Raw genomic sequence first — 18227 nt, 5'->3', positions numbered from 1 at the left:
CCGGCCTTGCTGGCGAAGGCCTCACCCCAAGCCCCGCCCCAGATGCTAAAATCCGCCGCTCGACATCAGGAGATACACGCGTGCGCAAAGTGGCGGTGGTAATGGCAGTGGTGGCCCTGGCCGGCTGTGACAATGATGCCGAACGGGTTCACAAGCAGGTTGCCGAGCATCTGGATAACCCCAAGACGGCCAAGTTCGCCAACGTGCGGTTCAACAAGCAAGGCGATATCTGCGGCCAGTTCCGTGGCAAGGACGCCGCCGGCGTGTTCCAGCCCTACCGCAGCTACGTCGCGATCAAGCAGGGCACCGACTACCAGATCATCATCGACGAAACCGGCGGCGACCTGCGTATCCGCGAGATCTGCGGTGGCGCCGACCTGCAGCGCCGCGCCAATGCGCTGGCCGATCAGCCCGCACCCGAAGGCTGGGACGTCGAGATCATCCAGGGCCCGAATATGGGCGCACTCAGCGACATGACCGCACGCCTGATCGAAAAACAGATCCCCTCATCGGTGGTCTACCGCGACGGCAAGCCGGTGGTGCTGCTGGGCCCCTACCCCGACAAGGCCACCGCCGACGCCAGCAAGAGCGACGTGATGGCGCGCCTGGGCACCGACTCGGTGGTCATCCAGCACGGCGCCGAACGCTAGCCATCGTACGCCTGCGCCTTTTACACTCACTGCTTGTGTTCACGGCGGCCCTGGCGCTGTATCGGCGGCACGGCTTCGAGGTGCAAGGGCATTTGCGCGGCTATGCTTTGCGTGACGGTGTGTTCACCGACGCCTGCAGCATGGCGCGTCTGCGACGACGCGAGGGTTGAGAGGAGGGGGCTTATGTCCACACTGGAGCGAGCCATTGCGGTTGCCGCCAGGGCCCATGAAGGGCAGCAGGACAAGGGCGGTACGGCGTACATCCTGCACCCGCTACGGGTAATGCTGCGGGTGCAGACTACCGAGCAGCGCATTGTCGCGGTGTTGCACGACGTGCTGGAAGACACCCGCATGAGCCTTGCGGACCTGGCCCGCGAAGGCTTTGCGTTGAAGATCCTGGCAGCGGTGCAGGCCCTGAGCCGGCGTGATGACGAAAGCTACGAAGCCTTTGTCGCGCGCCTGGGCGGTGACCCGCTGGCACGGGTGGTCAAGCTGGCGGACCTGGCCGACAACAGCGACCTCTCGCGCATCGCCATGCCCGGCCCCGAAGACCTCGCCCGCCTGCAACGCTATCAACAGGCCAGTGCCTACCTTCAAGCGCTGGCCTGAGCGTTGGCGGCGCTGATCACCTGGGCCAGGCGCTGCATGGCCGTGTCGATGGCTTCGCCACTGAAGCCGCCCAGGCCCAGGATCAGCCCGGGCCTGCCGTGCGGCCCGGCATACATCGGCGACACTGCGCGTACCACCACGCCCGCCGCCCCTGCCTGCCGTGCCACGTCCAGGTCGTCGATACCCGCCGCCAGCCACAGTACCAGGTGCATGCCCTGATCGGTGGGCTGCAGCCAGCCCAGGTGCGGTGCTAGCCAGCGAGCCACTGCCTCGTTCACCTGCCGGTGGATGGTGGCATACACCCCTCGGATACGGCGGATATGTCGGTCCAGATGCCCTTCGTTGATGAATGCCGCCAGCACCTGCTGATCGGCGTTGGCCGGGTGGCGGTCCATCAGCACGCGCGCACCGCAGAAGGCCTCCACCAGGTCGGGCGGCACAATCGCATAGCCCAGGCGCAACGACGGAAACAGGATCTTGCTGAAGGTGCCCAGGTAGATCACCCGCTGCGGGTCCAGCCCCTGCAACGAGGGGAACGGATGCCCGGCATAGCGCAGTTCGCCATCGTAGTCGTCTTCCACTACCCAGGCGTCTTGGGTTCTGGCCCAGCTCAGCAAGGCTTCGCGCCGGGGCATGCTCATCGGCATGCCCAAGGGGTACTGGTGCGATGAGGTCACGAATGCTGCACGGGCGCTGGGGCAGGCGGCGACGCCGTGCTCGACGTCCATCCCCTCGGCGTCCACCGGTACACGCACCATCTGCCCGCTGTGCCCGGCACTTTCGAGAATGGCGGTGATGCCGCGGTAGGCCGGGTCTTCGACCCAGGCAAAGTCCCCCACCTCCAGCAGTACCTGACAGGCCAGGTACAGGCCCTGCTGGGTGCCGGAGGTGATGATGACCTGGCTGGCCTCGCAGCGCACTGAACGGGACTTGCGCACGTAATCGGCCACCGCCTCGCGCAGCTCGAGCGCACCCATCGGGTCGCCATAGCCCGTGGGGGCGCCAGCGCCGCGGGCGCGGATGCGATTGCCCAGGCGGCGCCAGATATCATCCGGTGCGGCCTTGCCCAGCGGTACCGACACGGCGAACGGCACCTGGGGTACGGCGCCGAAATGCCGGGCCACCTGGGCGAACTGCTCCAGCCGTGCGCAGGTGGCAGGTGGTCGGGTAATGGCCGGGGCGGCAGGCTTCAGGGGTTCCTCCAGGCGGCGTGCCACACGGGTACCGGCCCTGCCGCGCGATTCGAGAAAGCCCTCGGCAATCAGTTGCTCGAACGCCTCGATGGCGGTGCCACGGGCGATCAGCAGTGCGCGGGCCAGTGCGCGGGTCGAGGGCAGCGCCTCACCGGGCTTCAGATCGCCCCTGCGTATCGCCGTCCGCAGTGCATGGGCGAGCTGTCGGCCCAGTTGGCCGCTGCTGCGGTCGAGTATGCCGAGGGAGGGTATTTCAAGCGTGTTGGCTTTACGTGCCATCCGTTCTGGTCCAGTGATTCTGTTGGAAAGTGGACCTATACCATGGGCCAGTCGAGCAGCACAATCTGGCTTCGCCCCCTGTGTTGTCGATGGAGACGCCATGTACCTGCCTGAAGATTTCAACGAGCCGCGCCTCGAGGTGCTGCATGACCTGATCGTGCACAACCCGCTTGGCGTGCTGGTGACCCACACGCAGGCGGGGCTCGATGCCAACCACCTGCCGTTCCATCTGCAACCGGCGCAGGGCACACACGGCGTGCTGCAGGCCCACGTGTCGCGGGCCAACCCGGTGTGGCGTGAACTGAGCGATGGCGATGAGGTGCTGGTGGTGTTCCGCGCCGCCGCCGCCTACATCTCGCCCACCTGGTACCCCAGCAAGCATGAGACGCACCAGCAGGTGCCCACCTGGAACTACCAGGTGGTGCATGCCTACGGTAAGGTCAGCCTGCACGACGACGAGCGCTACGTGCGTGGCCTGGTCGCGCAACTGACGCGCACCCATGAGGCGTCGCAGCCCGAGCCGTGGAAGATGACCGATGCGCCGAGGGACTACATCAGCGACATGCTCAAGGCCATCGTTGGTGTGGAAATCCAGATCACCCGCCTGGTCGGCAAGTTCAAGCTGGGCCAGAACAAGGACGCGCGGGATATTCGGGGGGCTGCACAAGGGGTCGCGGCGTGCGGCGGTACTGCATTGGGGGCGGCGATGCTTGCGAGTTTGCCCAAGTAACTGCCACGGCGGGATCCGGGGCAGCGATGAGGTGCCCGGGCGAACCCTGCCATCGGCTTCACAGCAAGGCCAGGCTGGGTGTGCTGTGAAGCCACTTTGCTGTCAGCAAGTAAAATCAGTACTTGCTGCGATCATAGTTGGAGGCAGTGGTGCAGCGGATGAAAGCATCATAATACGTGCTGAGGTTCGTACCTTTTTCATAGAGCGTGCGAGCGATTTCATTGTCTGGTACGTTTTCTTTCTCCCAGTAACGATTCATTTCGCCAGTAACAAGATACTTCAGAAATTCTTCGCTGACTTCGGTGGCGTGAAGGTGAGAGCGGCCAAAATAAAGTGCCGATATGAAGGCGATGCGATCATCAGGGTCATAGCCGTCAAGAAATGCTTGCGCGGTTTCCTCTGAACCAAATGGAAGGTGGGCACGGATTTCGTTCAGCAGTAGATCGATAGGCTTCATGTGAGTTTCCTTATTGCTTGTTAAGTCGGGTTGCTTGATCGAGTGCTTTTGGATTTTTTCTGCAGCTGCGATCAGGTTCGACGGTGAGCGCAAACAACGTTTCAATTCATCGGCCCACCCTGGGGTATGGAGTGACCATTGTAAAAATTGGTTGTAGTTCACACCAAGTGCAACGTTGAAATAGTTATTGCAAAGGATACCTGCCACCCGCTCCTCCAGCAGCCTTGCTGTCTCGGGGTAGAGGTAGAGATAGATATCGCAGGCTTCGGCAAAGCCCTGCAGGCTCTGCGCGTTGGCAAGACTTTTCAATAAGTCTAAAAAGGCGCCGGAGTGCGACATGTAAGCCGGATCGCCTCGATCCATAATGGATTGGAGAAGGGCGAGAAGTTCTTCTTTTTTCATCTGGGCGTCCAGAGGTTGTGAAGTTTGTACAGTGTATGTGGGGTTGTTTGAGTCGAAAGGCTATCTCAGTGCGCCCGCGACGGGCAAGTTTCCGGGTGTGAAATAAATAGTAAGTAACAATTACCTCGCCTGGCTGGCGGGGTAAGTTGGGCGGGGGTGGGATTGTTGTTTGGCGGCGTCGGAGTGTTTATTTTTTTGTATTGGTTTGTAGGAGTTATATGCGCAGGGAATAAAGGTTTTGTTTAAATGTGCCCGAATGATATTTGGATTGGCGGGTGGTGCCTGTAGCAGTCCGTTTGTTGTCTGGCTCGCGATCGCATTTATAGCTGCGTATTGTGTTTTGAGTGTGGTTAATCACATGCGGCCCGGCCCCGGCAGTCAGCATGGATGCACGCCGTGTCCCAGCCTCTAGTCAGGTATAGGGTAGGAAAATCGACTTTTCCTACAGAGTCGGCCAGAATCGGCGGCTCGACTGCGTTATAGCATTTTGGTGGCAACGGTCGAGGGGTGTGCTTTGCACCGGCCCGACTTTCCAATGTGCAGACGATCAGACATGACCCAGGAAGAGTGGTTGAAGGCAAATGCGGCGCTGTTCGGCAGTGACTACGAGCGGCTGTTTGCCCAGAATGTGCTCAGCCTTGTAGCGCAGATCCGATACGAGTCGCTGAGCGTGCAATACCCCTTCAAGGACAATGACGGCAAGCAACGCTATTGCGACCTGGTCATCAGCGAAGAGGGTGGCGTGCGCATCGCCATCGAAATCGATGGCTATGACAAGCGCGGTGCCGGCACAGGCATGTCGCACGATGACTTCATCGATTGGCAGCGGCGTCAGGCTGCGTTGACGACGCAAGGCTGGCGGGTGTTGCGGTTTGCCAACCGCGACGTCAGAGATGAGCCGGCGCGTTGCGCTGGCCATCTGCGTGCGCTGCTGGAAGACGAACGTAAAAAAGCCTTCAGCCTTTTGTCGCACACACGCAAGCATGCGGGTGCACAGCAATTGGCAGAGCTACAGGGCAGTCAGATCAAAGGGCTCAACAAGGAGGTTTCGGTCATGAAGTACACGATCATGTCATTCACTGCGCTGATCGGGGTTCTGATCGTCGTCTTTGCGTTTAAGGGCAATCAATCGACCGCCGGGCCTGCGCAGGCCAGCCAGGCCATGGCCGCGCCTGTGTCGCCTGCCGTATTGCAAGGCGCCACCTGCGACAACCCGTTGGATTGGCGCCAGGCCGCACGCCATATCGGCCAGAGCGCCGCAGTAGTTGGGCCGATCATCAAGGTGACCTATAAGGCAACGGCCAAGGGCAAGCCGACCTGGATCGATCTGGGCGCGAGTTTCCCGAGCGCTCAGCGTTTGGGGCTGGTGGTGTGGGGCGAACACCGCGCGGCATTCGCTCAGTTGCTGGCGCAGCCGCTGGAGGGGCGCAATGTGTGCGTGATCGGGCGCATCGAGCAGTACAAGGGCGTGCCGCGCATCGAGCTCCAGGCCGCCAGCCAGTTTCAACTGCTCAAGTGACTCACGGGTGCAGCCGCTGAAAAAGGCTGCGCCCGTGATCGATCAGCCCGCTTTCTGGCAGTTCTTGGCGATGCGGTAGCTTTGTGCCTGGGCCGCCGCTTCGCTGTTGAACTCGATGCGATTCTTTTCAGTCACGCTGTTGTAGGACGGGCAGTCCGGGCGATGGTAGACCATGGTTTTGCGGTTGCCCCGTATGTGTGCCACGGCGTTCGCTACGGTAGCGGGTTTGGCCGCGGCGGCGGTGGCCGGCTTGGGCGTTGACGCAGTCGCAGCTGTAGCCACGCCTTTGCCCTGGCCCAGTTCGGCGCGCAGGAAGACCGGGGCGTGATCGGATATGTTCGCGCGGCCTTGCTCATGGGTCATGCCCAGGTGTTTCGGGTAGTCGTACACGCTGACGTTGTTGACTTTCATCGACGACACTTTGCTGACGAAGATATTGTCGTACAGGTTGGCAAACTTGCCATCGGCTGTAGACAGTGTGCTGGCGCCTTGGGTCAGCAGGGGCCTGGCGCTTGCTTTGAGCTGCTCCCACGCGGGCGAGGTGGGCGGCATGTTGAAGTCGCCCATCAGCATGATGTGATTGTTGCCCGGATAGATCTCCTTCAGCCAGCTCCAATAGCTGGACAGCGCCTTGATTTCCTCAACCCGGTCAGCAGGCTTCTTCCCGTACACGATATGCACCGTGGCAACCACGAAGTAGGCGTTATCGGTCAATGATCTGAAGCGTGCGGAATAGGGCTCGCGTGCAAAGATATTCTGGCGATCAAGGTAAGACACGGCACCGTCTTCGTAGGCAACCTTGCTGTCTTTCCACACGAAGCCATACATTTCCTTGCTTGAAGCGCGGCCGACTGCGTCGGAGGCCATGGCGCTCCAGGGTTCGCCGCTCTGGCGTGTAAGTTCTTTGGCCAGCTTGTTCAGGGCGTCCTTGTTCACCAGCTCCTGTACCGCCAGAAAGTCGACGTTCTTCGCGACCTTTGCAATGCTCTTGAAGTCTTTGCTGGGGCGATCATTCAGGTGTTGCAGGTTCCAGGTACCAATACGCGTTTCTGCAAAGACCTGACCACACAAAAGCATCAGCAGCATCACTGCCGCTGCAAAATTCTTAAACATTGGTACTTCCAATTTTTACGGATAACACCATTGCCCAGGGGCTGGCGATAAGTTGAAGCGGGGTAGGGGCGCAGCCGTCTGACGACGGCTTCAATCTTCCTTCGGCACAACCCAGAAAATCTGCACGCCACCGTCATCCCGGTACGCCAGGGTGACGTTGTCGTTCTCGGCGATTTCTTCGAGCAGGGTTTCCCAGTCGGCGGGTGTTTCATGCTCCAGGCGGAAAATCAGCGCTGCGCGGGACTTTTGCGCGGTCGGCGAGTTGATGATTTTCTGGATGCGAATGCCCAACTGCTCATAGCTGCTGGCAGGCTTGGCGGCGGAGGAGGTGGCCACGGGGTCGGTTCCTTGTTGTGCTGTATGTGCGTACAGTATTTTACTGTAAGGCTTTTCGCAACAGCGCGTCGGTGAAAGAACCCATATGACCGCACACAACGCAGATTGCTGCGCCGTGCAAAAAATAAAAGTGTCGAGGTTACAAGAGGTTAGGCCACCCCGGCCGAGTAGGGGCGGGGTGGCCTGCCGGGGTACTGGACTCAGTATTCCCAGAAGATGCGCTGCAGCTCTTTGCTGTCCTGGGTCTTGGTCAGGGCGACCATGGCCAGGATGCGCGCTTTTTGCGGGTTCAGGTCATGGGCAACCACCCAATCATTCTTGTCATCCGGCTGCTCTGCGTTGCGCAGCACGAAACCACCCTGGTTGACGTGGGACGAACGAATGATCTGCACGCCGTTCTTGCGCAGCTCTTGCAGGGCTGGCACTACGCGCGACGACACCGAACCGTTGCCGGTACCGGCGTGGATGATGGCTTTGGCACCGGCCTGGCCCAGGGCCTTGTAGGCGGTGTCGCTGACGTTGCCGTAACCGTAGGCGATGTCCACGGCAGGCAGGCTGCTGATGGTCTTGATGTCGAATTCCGAGCCGCTGGTGTGGCGCTTGGCCGGCAGGCGGAACCAGTACGACTTGCCTTCCACGACCATGCCCATCGGGCCCCAGGCGCTCTTGAACGCTTCGGTCTTGATGTTGACCGACTTGCTCACGTCACGGCCCGACTGGATCTCGTCGTTCATGGTGACCAGCACGCCCTTGCCGCGCGACTGCTTGTCGCTGGCCACGGCCACGGCGTTGTACAGGTTGAGCATGCCGTCGGCCGACATGGCGGTGCCTGGGCGCATCGAGCCCACGACCACGATCGGCTTGTCGGTTTTTTCGACCAGGTTGAGGAAGTAGGCGGTCTCTTCCAGGGTGTCGGTGCCGTGGGTGATCACGATGCCGTCGACGTCCTTGCTGTCGGCCAGTTCGGCAACGCGCTTGCCCAGTTGCAGCAGGTTGTCGTTGGTGATGCTTTCGGAGGCGATCTGCATGACCTGCTCGCCACGCACGTTGGCCAGGTTGGCCAGTTCCGGTACCCCGGCGATCAGTTTGTCGACGCCCAGTTTGGCGGCCTGGTAGGTGGCGCTGTTGGCGGCACTGGCGCCCGCGCCGGCAATGGTGCCGCCGGTGGCCAGGATGACCACATTGGCCAGCTTCTGTTGGGTTTCGGCTTCCTTGGCGTTGACGCCTGCCGGGAACAGCATGAACAGGGTGAGGGCGGCTGGAGCAAAGGAGTGGAGCGCAGCTTTCATCGTTGTTTTTCCCTATGAGTGAACTCGCTGTGTTGCATAGACAAGTTCAGCAGAAAGCGTACCAGTTACCGAATTGGTTCGATTTTGGTTTCAACTAATTGATTTATATTGGTTTTCTTGTTTGTCATCGGTTGTCTTCATGCGATGGGTATGTCGGAAAGCCGAATTTATTGTTGTAGGCATGTTCGGTTTTCCGAAGATTTTAAGGATACTTCCCGCCACTGTTCGGGCAATGGATGGCCGCAGGTTGATTTGACAAAACCCGGTGGCGTTTCCATAGTTATTAACCGCAAACGTTTGCGACCCGACAAAAATCAATAAGATTCGGAGTAAACCCATGACGCTGCCCTTCGCTGGACGCCTGCTGGCCGTTGCCATGCTCGCCACCTTCGCTGCCGCCGTACCTTTCAGCCAGGCCTCTGCCGACGATGCCAAGCCCAAGGTGGCGCTGGTGATGAAGTCGCTGGCCAACGAATTCTTCCGCACCATGGAGGACGGGGCCAAGGCCTACCAGAAAGACCACGCGGGCGAGTTCGACCTGGTGTCCAATGGCATCAAGGACGAGTCCGACACCAGCAACCAGATCCGTATCGTCGAGCAGATGATCGTCTCCGGGGTCAATGCCCTGGTGATCGCCCCGGCTGATTCCAAGGCGCTGGTGCCGGTGATCAAGAAGGCCATGGACGCCGGCATCACCGTGGTCAACATCGACAACCGCCTCGACCCTGACGTGCTCAAGAGCAAGAACCTCACGGTGCCGTTCGTTGGCCCCGACAACCGCAAGGGTGCGCGCCTGGTCGGCGAATACCTGGCTACGCGGCTAAGCGTGGGCGATCAGGTCGGCATCATCGAAGGTGTACCGACCACCACCAACGCCCAGCAGCGTACCGCCGGCTTCAAGGACGCGATGGACGCGGCCAAGATGAAGGTGGTCTCCACCCAGTCCGGCAACTGGGAGATCGACAAGGGCAACGCCGTGGCCGCGGCGATGCTCAACGAATACCCTGACCTCAAGGCGCTGCTGGCCGGCAATGACAGCATGGCGCTGGGCGCCGTGTCTGCGGTGCGTGCAGCAGGCAAGGTGGGTGCGGTGCAGGTGGTGGGCTACGACAATATCAAGGCCATCCAGCCGATGCTCAAGGACGGCCGCGTGCTGGCCACGGCCGACCAGTACGCTGCCAGACAGGCGGTGTTCGGTATCGAGGCGGCCCTGCAGATGCTGAGCGGCAAGACGCCGAACGTGGATGCCGACAACGTCATCCAGACCCCGGTAGAACTGGTCAAACAGCCGTAGTCAGCTGACGGCGCCTGCCTGCGGGCGGGCGCCAGGAGAATGCGTTATGTCTGCGACTGCAGAGGTCGTGTTGTCGGTCAGTGCGATCGGCAAGACCTATGCCCAGCCTGTGCTTGGCGAAATCGAGTTGTCGTTGCTGCGCGGCGAAGTGCTGGCCCTGACCGGCGAGAACGGCGCCGGCAAGAGCACCCTGTCGAAGATCATCGGCGGCCTTGAGGTGCCCACCACCGGGCAGATGCACTACCACGGCCAGCCCTATCTGCCGGCCAGCCGCACGGCGGCCGAGCGCCTGGGCGTGCGCATGGTGATGCAGGAGCTGAACCTGCTGCCGACCTTGAGCGTGGCCGAGAACCTGTTCCTGGACAACCTGCCCAGCCGTGCCGGCTGGGTCAACCGCAAGCGCCTGCGCCAGATGGCAACGGCGGCAATGGCGCAGGTGGGCCTTGAGGCCATCGACCCCGACACCCTGGTGGGCGAGCTGGGTATCGGGCATCAGCAGATGGTCGAGATTGCGCGCAACCTGATCGGTGACTGCCATGTACTGATTCTCGACGAGCCCACCGCGATGCTCACCGCCCGCGAAGTCGAGCTGCTGTTCAGTCAGATCGAGCGCCTGCAGCAGCGCGGCGTGTCGATCGTGTACATCTCCCATCGCCTCGAAGAGCTCAAGCGCATCGCCCAGCGCATCGCCGTGCTGCGCGATGGCAAGCTGGTGTGCGTGGAGCCGATGCAGCGCTACAGCAGCGAGCAACTGGTCAACCTGATGGTGGGGCGCGAGCTGGGCGAGCATATCGACCTGGGGCGCCGCACGATCGGTGCGCCTGTGCTGCGGGTCAACGGCCTGAGCCGTGGCGACAAGGTGCAGGACGTCTCGTTCGAGGTGCGCAGCGGTGAAATCTTCGGTATCTCCGGCCTGATCGGTGCTGGGCGCACTGAACTGTTGCGCCTGATCTACGGCGCCGACATGGCCGACAGCGGCAGCATCGAACTGGGCAACCCGCTGCGCCCGGCGCGTATCGACTCGCCGGTGGCCGCAGTACGCCACGGCGTGGCGCTGATCACCGAGGACCGCAAGGGCGAAGGCCTGCTGCTGTCGCAGTCGATCAGCGCCAACCTGGCGCTGGGCAACATGCCGGCCATCTCCCGTGCGGGCCTGGTGGATGCCGGCGCCGAGCGGGCGTTGGCCGAGCGCCAGATCGAGGCCATGCGCATTCGCAGTGCCGGGCCCGAGCAGCCGGTGGGCGAGCTTTCCGGCGGCAACCAGCAGAAGGTGGTGATCGGCCGCTGGCTGGAGCGCGACTGCAGCGTGCTGCTGTTCGACGAGCCCACGCGCGGCATCGACGTAGGCGCCAAGTTCGACATCTATGGCCTGCTCGCCGAGCTGACCCGCCAGGGCAAGGCGCTGGTGGTGGTGTCCAGCGACCTGCGCGAACTGATGCTGATCTGCGATCGCATCGGCGTGCTGTCGGCCGGTCGCCTGATCGACACCTTCGAGCGCGAGCACTGGAGCCAGGACCAATTGTTGGCCGCTGCCTTTGCCGGCTACCAGAAACGTGATGCACTGCTGCACGACGCAGTGCCCAGGAACCCCGTATGAAAACCTCCCCGATAGACACCCCGGCCAACGTGCCGGCCAAACGCGGCGCCACCTACCTCGGCCTGGGTACCTACCTGGGCCTGGCCGGTGCGCTGCTGGCGCTGGTGGTGCTGTTCTCGCTGCTGAGCAGCCACTTCCTGTCGTATGGCACCTTCAGCACCCTGGCCAACCAGATCCCCGACCTGATGGTGCTGGCGGTGGGCATGACCTTCGTGCTGATCATCGGCGGCATCGACCTGTCGGTGGGCTCGGTGCTGGCCCTGGCCGCCTCGGCGGTCAGCGTGGCGATCCTGGGCTGGGGCTGGAGCGTGCTACCGGCCGCGCTGCTGGGCATGGGCTGCGCCGCATTGGCCGGCACCATCACCGGTTCGATCACCGTGGCCTGGCGCATCCCCTCGTTCATCGTCTCGCTGGGTGTGCTGGAGATGGCACGCGGCATGGCCTACCAGCTCACCGACTCGCGCACCGCGTACATCGGTGATGCCTTCGCCTGGCTGTCGGAGCCAGTGGCCTTCGGCATCTCGCCCTCGTTCATCATCGCCTTGCTGGTCATCGTGGTGGCACAACTGGTGCTGACCCGCACCGTGTTCGGCCGCTACCTGATCGGCATCGGCACCAACGAAGAGGCCGTGCGCCTGGCCGGCATCGACCCGCGCCCGTACAAGATACTGGTGTTCTCGCTGATGGGGCTGCTGGCGGGCCTGGCGGCGCTGTTCCAGATCTCGCGGCTGGAAGCGGCCGATCCCAACGCCGGCTCCGGGCTGGAGCTGCAGGTGATTGCCGCCGTGGTGATCGGCGGCACCAGCCTGATGGGTGGGCGCGGTTCGGTCATCAGTACCTTCTTCGGCGTGCTGATCATTTCGGTGCTGGCCGCAGGGCTGGCGCAGATCGGAGCCTCCGAGCCGACCAAGCGCATTATCACCGGGGCGGTCATCGTGATCGCCGTGGTTCTCGACACCTACCGCAGCCGGCGTGCGCGCCGGCGGACCTGAACAATGGCAACCATCAAAGATGTAGCGGCGCTGGCGGGTATTTCCTACACCACGGTGTCCCATGTGCTCAACAAGACCCGCCCGGTGAGCGAGCCGGTACGGCGCAAGGTGGAGGCGGCGATTGCCGAGCTCGACTACGTGCCCAGCGCCGTGGCGCGCTCGCTCAAGGCGCGCTGCACCGCCACCATCGGCCTGCTGGTGCCCAACAGCGTCAACCCGTACTTCGCCGAACTGGCACGCGGCATCGAGGATGGCTGCGAGCGCAACGGCTACTGCGTGATCCTGTGCAACTCCGATGACGACCCGCGCAAGCAGCGCAGTTACCTGCGCGTGCTGCTGGAAAAGCGCATCGACGGCCTGATCGTGGCCTCGGTGGGTGAGGACGCCGACCTGCTCGACAGCCTGGCCAGCGTGCGCACGCCCATGGTGATCGTCGACCGTGCGCTGGACGGTGTTGAGGCCGACCTGGTGCGTATCGACCATGAACAGGGCGCTTACCTGGCGACCCGGCACTTGCTGGAGCTGGGGCATCAGGATATCGCCTGCATCAATGGTCCGGCGCACACCAGTGTGGCCAAGATGCGCCTCGGCGGTTTTCTGCGGGCCCTGGACGAGGCCGGCGTCACACTGCGTGAGGGGTGGGTGGTCGAGAGCGACTTCACCAGCCTGGGCGGTTATGGCGCGGCTGCGCAACTGCTGGCCCACGACCGCCCCACGGCGATCTTTGCCGCCAACGACATGATCGGCATGGGTGTGCTGCGGGCGGCCGCCGAACGCAATATCGGCGTGCCGAGCGAGCTGTCGGTGATCGGTTTCGACGACATCCAGATGAGCCAGTACGTGTACCCGGCACTGACCACGGTGGGGCAGTCGATCCGCGAGCTGGGCGAGATGGCGGCCGACCTGCTGCTGCGGCGCATCGGCGAGCCGGCGCGCAGCGCGGTGGAGCAGCGCATCGTGGCGCCGAACATCGTGTTGCGCGAGTCGACCGGGCCACGGCCCGACCTTTTCAATGATTACCGCTAGGACCCAGATGGCCATGCAAGCGAATGTAGTAGTGGTAGGCAGCCTGAACATGGACCTGGTGACCCGCGCCCAGCGGTTGCCGGTGGCGGGTGAAACCCTGGCCGGTGAGTCCTTCGGCACGGTGCCGGGCGGCAAGGGTGCCAATCAGGCGGTGGCCGCCGCGCGGTTGGGCGCACAGGTGGCGATGATCGGCTGCGTGGGGCAGGACGCCTACGGCGACCAGTTGCGCCAGGCGTTGCTCGACGAGGGCATCGACTGCCAGGGTGTCGACACCGCGGCGGACGTCAGCAGCGGTGTGGCGCTGATCGTGGTGGACGCCAGCAGCCAGAACGCCATCGTGATCGTGGCGGGCGGCAATGGTCAGTTGCTGCCGGCATCGGTGCAGCGTTTCGATGCGCTGCTGCAGGCCGCCGAGGTGATCATCTGTCAGCTCGAAGTGCCGCAGGCTACGGTGGCATACACCCTGGCCCGTGCTCGGGCGCTGGGCAAGACCGTGATCCTCAACCCCGCGCCCGCCACCGGCCCGCTGCCGGCCGACTGGTTTGCCGCCATCGATTACCTGATCCCCAACGAGAGCGAGGCCAGTGCCCTGACCGGGTTGCCGGTGAGTGACCTGCCCAGCGCGCGGGCCGCGGCCACCCAACTGCTGGCGATGGGCGCGGGCAAGGTGATCGTCACCCTCGGTGCGCAGGGCGCTCTGTTTGCCGACGCCCAGGGCTTCCAGCACTTTGCCGCGCCGGTGGTGCAACCGGTGGACACCACGGCGGCGGGTGACACGTTTGTTGGCGGGTTTGCCGCGGCGCTGGCACAAGGCAAGGCGCAGGCCGAGGCGATCGCGTTCGGTCAGCAGGCCGCCGCGCTATCGGTTACCCGTGCCGGTGCGCAACCGTCTATCCCTCACTTGAACGAACTGCAAGGGCTGGCGCCATGAAGAAAACCCCGTTGCTCAACATTGCGCTGTCGCGCCTGGTGGCCTCGCTGGGCCACGGTGATGTGCTGCTGATCGGCGATGCCGGCTTGCCGGTGCCGGCGGGCGTCGAGCTGATCGACCTGGCACTGACGCCGGGTATCCCGGACTTTGTCAGCACCCTGCGTACCGTATTGGCAGAGATGCAGGTCGAAAGCCATGTGCTGGCCGAAGAGACGCTGCAACACAACCCGCCCGCCCTGGCGCAGATCGAGCAGTTGCATGGGCGCGGCGAACTGGGTGCGCGCCACCTCATGAGCCATGCGGCGTTCAAGCAACTGAGTGCACAGGTCAGGGCCATTGTGCGCACGGGCGAATGCCAGCCCTACACCAATATTGCACTGGTGGCGGGTGTGACCTTTTGACCAATGTTCCCCTGAGCGCAAGGAGTGCCCGATGCCTGAATTTGCCCATAAAGCCAAGCGTTTGCTGCGAGGTGCGCTGCTGATGTCTGCCCTGTCGGCTACTGCGGCCCTGGCTGCGCCCCGCGACCTGATCATCGATACCGACCCGGGTGCGGATGACGTGGTGGCCTTGCTGTTTGCCCTGGCTTCACCTGAGGAGCTGAACGTGCGCGCCATCACCACGGTGGCCGGCAACGTGCGCCTGGACAAGACTTCGCGCAATGCGCGGCTGGCCCGCGAGTGGGCGGGGCGCGAAGAGGTGCCGGTGTACGCCGGTGCGCCGACGCCGCTGGTACGCACGCCGATCTATGCCGAGAACATCCATGGTGAGGAGGGGCTGCCGGGGGTTGCCGTGCACGAGCCGAAACAGGGCCTGGCCCAGGGCAGTGCGGTGCAGTACCTGATCGACACCCTGGGGGCTGCCGAGCCGCACAGCATCACCGTGGCCATGCTCGGTCCGCAGACCAATCTGGCACTGGCGCTGGTTCAGGCGCCGGAGATCGTCAAGGGCATCAAGGAAGTGGTGGTGATGGGCGGGGCGCACTTCAATGGCGGCAACATCACGCCCGTGGCCGAGTTCAACCTGTATGCCGACCCGCAGGCGGCCGAGGTGGTGCTGCGTAGCGGGGTCAAGCTGACCTACCTGCCGCTGGATGTGACGCACAAGGTGCTGACCAGCGAGGCGCGGCTGCAGCAGATTCGCGCGGTCAACAACCAGGCGAGCAAGTTGGTGGGCGATATCCTCGATGCTTACGTCAAGGCTGACATGGCGCATTACGGCTTGCCGGGCGGGCCGGTGCACGATGCCAGCGTGATTGCCTACCTGCTCAAGCCGCAGCTGTTCAGTGGTCGGCAGATCCACATGAGCGTGGACAGTCGCGAGGGCCCGACCTTCGGTCAGACCATTGCGGACTGGTACGGCACACTCAAGCAGCCGGCCAATGTGATGTGGATCGACAGCGGCGATGCCCAGGGCTTTTTCGACCTGCTCAGCGAGCGTCTTGCTCGGTTGAAATAGCACGGGTCAGTTCGGCCTCGGCAGCGGGCCAGTGGCGCTCGAACACCTGGTCGACGAACGTGCGGGCGGCTTCGTGGCCGAGGTCCTGCACCAGCAGTTCGGCGGCGATGATGAACAGCTCCTCGGTGCTGCCGGGGCTGTAGGAGCGGTGGCCGTCGGGCCAGGTAACCTTGATGTCGGTAGTCAGGGTGGGGCTGTTCATGGGGGTCTCGATCGAAAGTGCACGTGCTTTTCAGTACAGATGCCGGGCCCTGGCGTCTGCAGCGGGGGCATGATTGCGCTCCGCCAACAGGTGCAAGTTAACCATGTTGGCGAAGGGCTGGCACTGCTACTTAGGCATAAGCAGTGGGGGAGGTAAGCCAATTCGCTGGCAAGCCAGCTCCCACAGGTTCTTGCAGCGCTCACCAAACCTTGTGGGAGCTGGCTTGCCAGCGAAGAAGCACACGCGGTGTACCTGAGGTACCCTGCACCCCACAGCCACCAGCACGCCCAAGGACACCCCCGTGCAGATCGATCTGAACAACCCCGTGCAACTCACTCTCGAACAGGTGCGCCAGTTGCTGGCGCAGGGCAATGACCGCGTTCACAACCAACTGCGCGTCACCCGCGCCGGCATCGCCTTCCTGTCGCAGGTAACCGGTGGCCGGGAACTCGACGGCCTGCTGTTTCGTCTCGAAACCTGGGCCGCAGGCTCGGGCTGCGTCGGCCCTGTCGCTGCCGACGACGAACGCTGGGTACTGCAGGTCTACAACGTGTTGAGCAACAACTGGCCCGAGCCCGCCAGCGACTACATCGATATCTACTGAGCGGCGACGCAAAATCCCGTCACGATTGAGGTTTCCCAGTCGCGCACCTCTCAGGCAGACTGGGACGTTTTTGCAACCAAAAGTGCTTGAAACTGTCGTACCAGACAGCATCCCAGTATTTGAAAGGAGTATTCATGTTCCGCACGCGTGCAACATTGGCGAGCCTGCTGGCCGCCGTGGTTCTGGCAGGTTGCAGTACCGATGGCTCATCGTCCAGGGCGCCAGAGGTCGCGGCCGCACCGAGCCTCGATGGCCGTTGCGAGGCCACCCGCGCCGCATTCACCGTCGGCAAGCCGGCTAGCGCCGAACTGCTGGAGCAGGCGCGCAAGGCGAGCGGGGCGCAGATCGCCCGAGTGCTCAAGCCTACCGACATGATCACCCTGGAGTACCGCTCCGAGCGCCTGAACCTCAACGCCGACGACAAAGGTGTGGTCACGCGGGTCAACTGCGGCTGAACCCTACCACCGCCTGCTGTTTGACCAAACGGCAGGCACAAAAAAACCCGTCCAAGGACGGGTTTTTTTAATTCGTCAGAGCTTACTCTGGGCGAACTTGTGCAGCCTGCATGCCCTTCTGGCCTTTTTCGGCAACGAAGGAGACGGTCTGGCCTTCTTTCAGGCTCTTGAAGCCGTCGGATTCGATGGCCTTGAAGTGTACGAACAGGTCGTCGCCGCCACCTTGTGGAGTGATGAAGCCGAAGCCTTTTTCATCGTTGAACCATTTGACGGTGCCGGTTTGGCGATTGGACATGGGTGTATCTCCAGGAAACATGATTTTTTTCAGTAGTGCGGTGTCGCCGAGGCCAACAAGGTGCACAGAGACATCATAGTCTAATTCTGCGCTTGTGGTGACTTTTACGTGAGGCGAATGCTGATCTAGCGCAAATTATCTGAGCTTTCTGTGCCTCGGGCCCCTATTTCTGGGCCTTGCAGGCTTGTGTCACCAGCCTGATTGCCTTGTCTTTCAGTGCCTGATCAACGCCATCGGTGCTGTTGAGCTCCTTGATTTCTGCATCCGAAAAGTTTTTTTCGATCACATTCACGCTGCAACTGCAGTGTTTTTCGGCGGCGGGTTTCGTCATGCCCGGCTGGGCGGCGGCGGAGGCTACGCAAGATGTCAGGTAGCCGGGTGGCACCGTGCCTGCACTTGCGCCGAGAGGCAGCAGCAGGGCGCCAGTGGCCGCCAGGGCCAGAAGAGAATGAAGTCGCATACCGGTCACTCCTTTTAGGGTCGGGTGTTATCTAGAGTAGGTCGCTTCCTAATCTCTGATCGGAAAAAAACCGCTCAAGTTCACCGCTTCGATCTAATTTCAGAATATTTCTGCATATCCCCGGCGCGGCGCCAAATCTGCCGAAAGCTTTGTGCTAGCATGCCTGGCTCAGGATTTGGCCGTTTCGTCTTGCCGCTTGCAGCGTGCCGCTCAAATCTTTCTTTCTATATATACGTATCCAGTCACTCTGGTTCGTACCCTGGCAGGCCCTTGGGCTTCTGCCACTGTGAGGCAGGCTTTGCATAGCAAAGACAGGGTCGAATCGCGTACTGGCTC

21 protein-coding genes are annotated in these 18227 nt (G+C 62.5%); 13 read left to right on the top strand and 8 right to left on the bottom strand.

The window, feature by feature from the left end; all coding sequences use genetic code 11:
• Window positions 1-80 precede the first annotated feature (80 nt).
• Together KUO17_RS20310 and KUO17_RS20305 are read left to right on the top strand one after the other, a co-directional pair.
• The gene (locus KUO17_RS20310; protein WP_217977300.1) at window positions 81-650 is read left to right on the top strand and encodes an SPOR domain-containing protein; all 570 of its coding nucleotides are present in this window, start codon (window positions 81-83) and stop codon (window positions 648-650) included.
• A gap of 183 nt (window positions 651-833) precedes the next feature.
• Window positions 834-1259 carry an HD domain-containing protein gene (locus KUO17_RS20305; protein ID WP_217977299.1) on the top strand — a complete coding sequence of 142 codons (426 nt, stop codon included), beginning with the start codon at window positions 834-836 and terminating at the stop codon, window positions 1257-1259.
• Here KUO17_RS20305 and pdxR read toward each other — a convergent pair.
• Window positions 1244-2731: a MocR-like pyridoxine biosynthesis transcription factor PdxR gene (gene pdxR, locus KUO17_RS20300; protein WP_217977298.1), complete on the bottom strand. Its 1488-nt coding sequence runs from the start codon at window positions 2729-2731 to the stop codon at window positions 1244-1246. The genes KUO17_RS20305 and pdxR overlap by 16 nt on opposite strands.
• A gap of 100 nt (window positions 2732-2831) precedes the next feature.
• On the opposite strand from pdxR, the gene KUO17_RS20295 reads away from it, so the two are divergent.
• Window positions 2832-3461, top strand: coding sequence for an FMN-binding negative transcriptional regulator (locus tag KUO17_RS20295; RefSeq protein ID WP_217977297.1), 630 nt, complete (start codon window positions 2832-2834; stop codon window positions 3459-3461).
• 115 nt (window positions 3462-3576) lie between these two features.
• On the opposite strand, the gene KUO17_RS20290 is transcribed toward KUO17_RS20295, so the two are convergent.
• Entirely contained in the window at window positions 3577-4320 is a 744-nt protein-coding gene (locus KUO17_RS20290) for a hypothetical protein (RefSeq protein ID WP_217977296.1), read from the bottom strand.
• A gap of 490 nt (window positions 4321-4810) precedes the next feature.
• Between KUO17_RS20290 and KUO17_RS20285 the strand changes: the two genes are divergently transcribed.
• Window positions 4811-5839 (top strand): endonuclease domain-containing protein, encoded by a 1029-nt coding sequence (locus KUO17_RS20285; RefSeq protein WP_217977295.1) that lies wholly within the window; start codon window positions 4811-4813, stop codon window positions 5837-5839.
• Window positions 5840-5881: 42 nt separating this feature from the next.
• Here KUO17_RS20285 and KUO17_RS20280 read toward each other — a convergent pair whose 3' ends face one another.
• The 3 genes from KUO17_RS20280 to KUO17_RS20270 all read right to left on the bottom strand — a co-directional run bounded on the left by KUO17_RS20280 (window position 5882) and on the right by KUO17_RS20270 (window position 8577).
• Complete coding sequence (locus KUO17_RS20280) at window positions 5882-6952, bottom strand: endonuclease/exonuclease/phosphatase family protein (RefSeq protein WP_217977294.1); 1071 nt, start codon at window positions 6950-6952, stop codon at window positions 5882-5884.
• Window positions 6953-7042: 90 nt separating this feature from the next.
• The gene (locus KUO17_RS20275; protein ID WP_163940480.1) at window positions 7043-7288 is read right to left on the bottom strand and encodes a DUF1654 domain-containing protein; all 246 of its coding nucleotides are present in this window, start codon (window positions 7286-7288) and stop codon (window positions 7043-7045) included.
• A 200-nt stretch (window positions 7289-7488) separates the two neighbouring features.
• Complete coding sequence (locus tag KUO17_RS20270; protein ID WP_217977293.1) at window positions 7489-8577, bottom strand: asparaginase; 1089 nt, start codon at window positions 8575-8577, stop codon at window positions 7489-7491.
• A gap of 337 nt (window positions 8578-8914) precedes the next feature.
• Here KUO17_RS20270 and KUO17_RS20265 point away from each other — a divergent pair, with 337 nt between their 5' ends.
• Genes KUO17_RS20265 through KUO17_RS20235 form a run of 7 tightly spaced genes read left to right on the top strand, consistent with a single transcriptional unit; the run spans window position 8915 to window position 15875 of the window.
• Entirely contained in the window at window positions 8915-9871 is a 957-nt protein-coding gene (locus KUO17_RS20265) for a sugar ABC transporter substrate-binding protein (protein ID WP_217977292.1), read from the top strand.
• Between the two features lie 46 nt (window positions 9872-9917).
• Window positions 9918-11468, top strand: a complete 1551-nt coding sequence (locus tag KUO17_RS20260; RefSeq protein ID WP_217977291.1) for a sugar ABC transporter ATP-binding protein — start codon at window positions 9918-9920, stop codon at window positions 11466-11468.
• Entirely contained in the window at window positions 11465-12460 is a 996-nt protein-coding gene (locus KUO17_RS20255; protein WP_217977290.1) for an ABC transporter permease, read from the top strand. Before KUO17_RS20260 ends, KUO17_RS20255 begins: the two co-directional genes overlap by 4 nt.
• A 3-nt stretch (window positions 12461-12463) precedes the next feature.
• Window positions 12464-13486: a LacI family DNA-binding transcriptional regulator gene (locus KUO17_RS20250; RefSeq protein ID WP_217977289.1), complete on the top strand. Its 1023-nt coding sequence runs from the start codon at window positions 12464-12466 to the stop codon at window positions 13484-13486.
• Window positions 13487-13499: 13 nt separating this feature from the next.
• Window positions 13500-14417: a ribokinase gene (gene rbsK, locus KUO17_RS20245; RefSeq protein WP_217977288.1), complete on the top strand. Its 918-nt coding sequence runs from the start codon at window positions 13500-13502 to the stop codon at window positions 14415-14417.
• The gene (rbsD, locus tag KUO17_RS20240; protein ID WP_217977287.1) at window positions 14414-14818 is read left to right on the top strand and encodes a D-ribose pyranase; all 405 of its coding nucleotides are present in this window, start codon (window positions 14414-14416) and stop codon (window positions 14816-14818) included. Before rbsK ends, rbsD begins: the two co-directional genes overlap by 4 nt.
• Before the next feature lie 31 nt (window positions 14819-14849).
• Complete coding sequence (locus tag KUO17_RS20235) at window positions 14850-15875, top strand: nucleoside hydrolase (protein WP_217977286.1); 1026 nt, start codon at window positions 14850-14852, stop codon at window positions 15873-15875.
• On the opposite strand, the gene KUO17_RS20230 is transcribed toward KUO17_RS20235, so the two are convergent.
• Window positions 15847-16077 carry a hypothetical protein gene (locus KUO17_RS20230; RefSeq protein ID WP_217977285.1) on the bottom strand — a complete coding sequence of 77 codons (231 nt, stop codon included), beginning with the start codon at window positions 16075-16077 and terminating at the stop codon, window positions 15847-15849. The genes KUO17_RS20235 and KUO17_RS20230 overlap by 29 nt on opposite strands.
• A 301-nt stretch (window positions 16078-16378) precedes the next feature.
• Between KUO17_RS20230 and KUO17_RS20225 the strand changes: the two genes are divergently transcribed.
• Window positions 16379-16681: a hypothetical protein gene (locus KUO17_RS20225; RefSeq protein WP_217977284.1), complete on the top strand. Its 303-nt coding sequence runs from the start codon at window positions 16379-16381 to the stop codon at window positions 16679-16681.
• A 134-nt stretch (window positions 16682-16815) separates the two neighbouring features.
• Window positions 16816-17136 carry an I78 family peptidase inhibitor gene (locus KUO17_RS20220; protein ID WP_217977283.1) on the top strand — a complete coding sequence of 107 codons (321 nt, stop codon included), beginning with the start codon at window positions 16816-16818 and terminating at the stop codon, window positions 17134-17136.
• An 82-nt stretch (window positions 17137-17218) separates the two neighbouring features.
• Here the strand turns inward: KUO17_RS20220 and KUO17_RS20215 are convergent, their stop codons facing one another.
• Both KUO17_RS20215 and KUO17_RS20210 read right to left on the bottom strand, forming a co-directional pair.
• Window positions 17219-17431, bottom strand: coding sequence for a cold-shock protein (locus KUO17_RS20215; RefSeq protein ID WP_003179963.1), 213 nt, complete (start codon window positions 17429-17431; stop codon window positions 17219-17221).
• 163 nt (window positions 17432-17594) lie between these two features.
• Entirely contained in the window at window positions 17595-17891 is a 297-nt protein-coding gene (locus KUO17_RS20210; RefSeq protein ID WP_217977282.1) for a hypothetical protein, read from the bottom strand.
• Between the last annotated feature and the right edge of the window lie 336 nt (window positions 17892-18227).

Origin of the sequence: Pseudomonas aegrilactucae (genome assembly GCF_019168305.1) — a bacterium.
Taxonomy (GTDB): domain Bacteria; phylum Pseudomonadota; class Gammaproteobacteria; order Pseudomonadales; family Pseudomonadaceae; genus Aquipseudomonas; species Aquipseudomonas aegrilactucae.
This window is presented reverse-complemented; position numbering and strand designations above follow the sequence as displayed.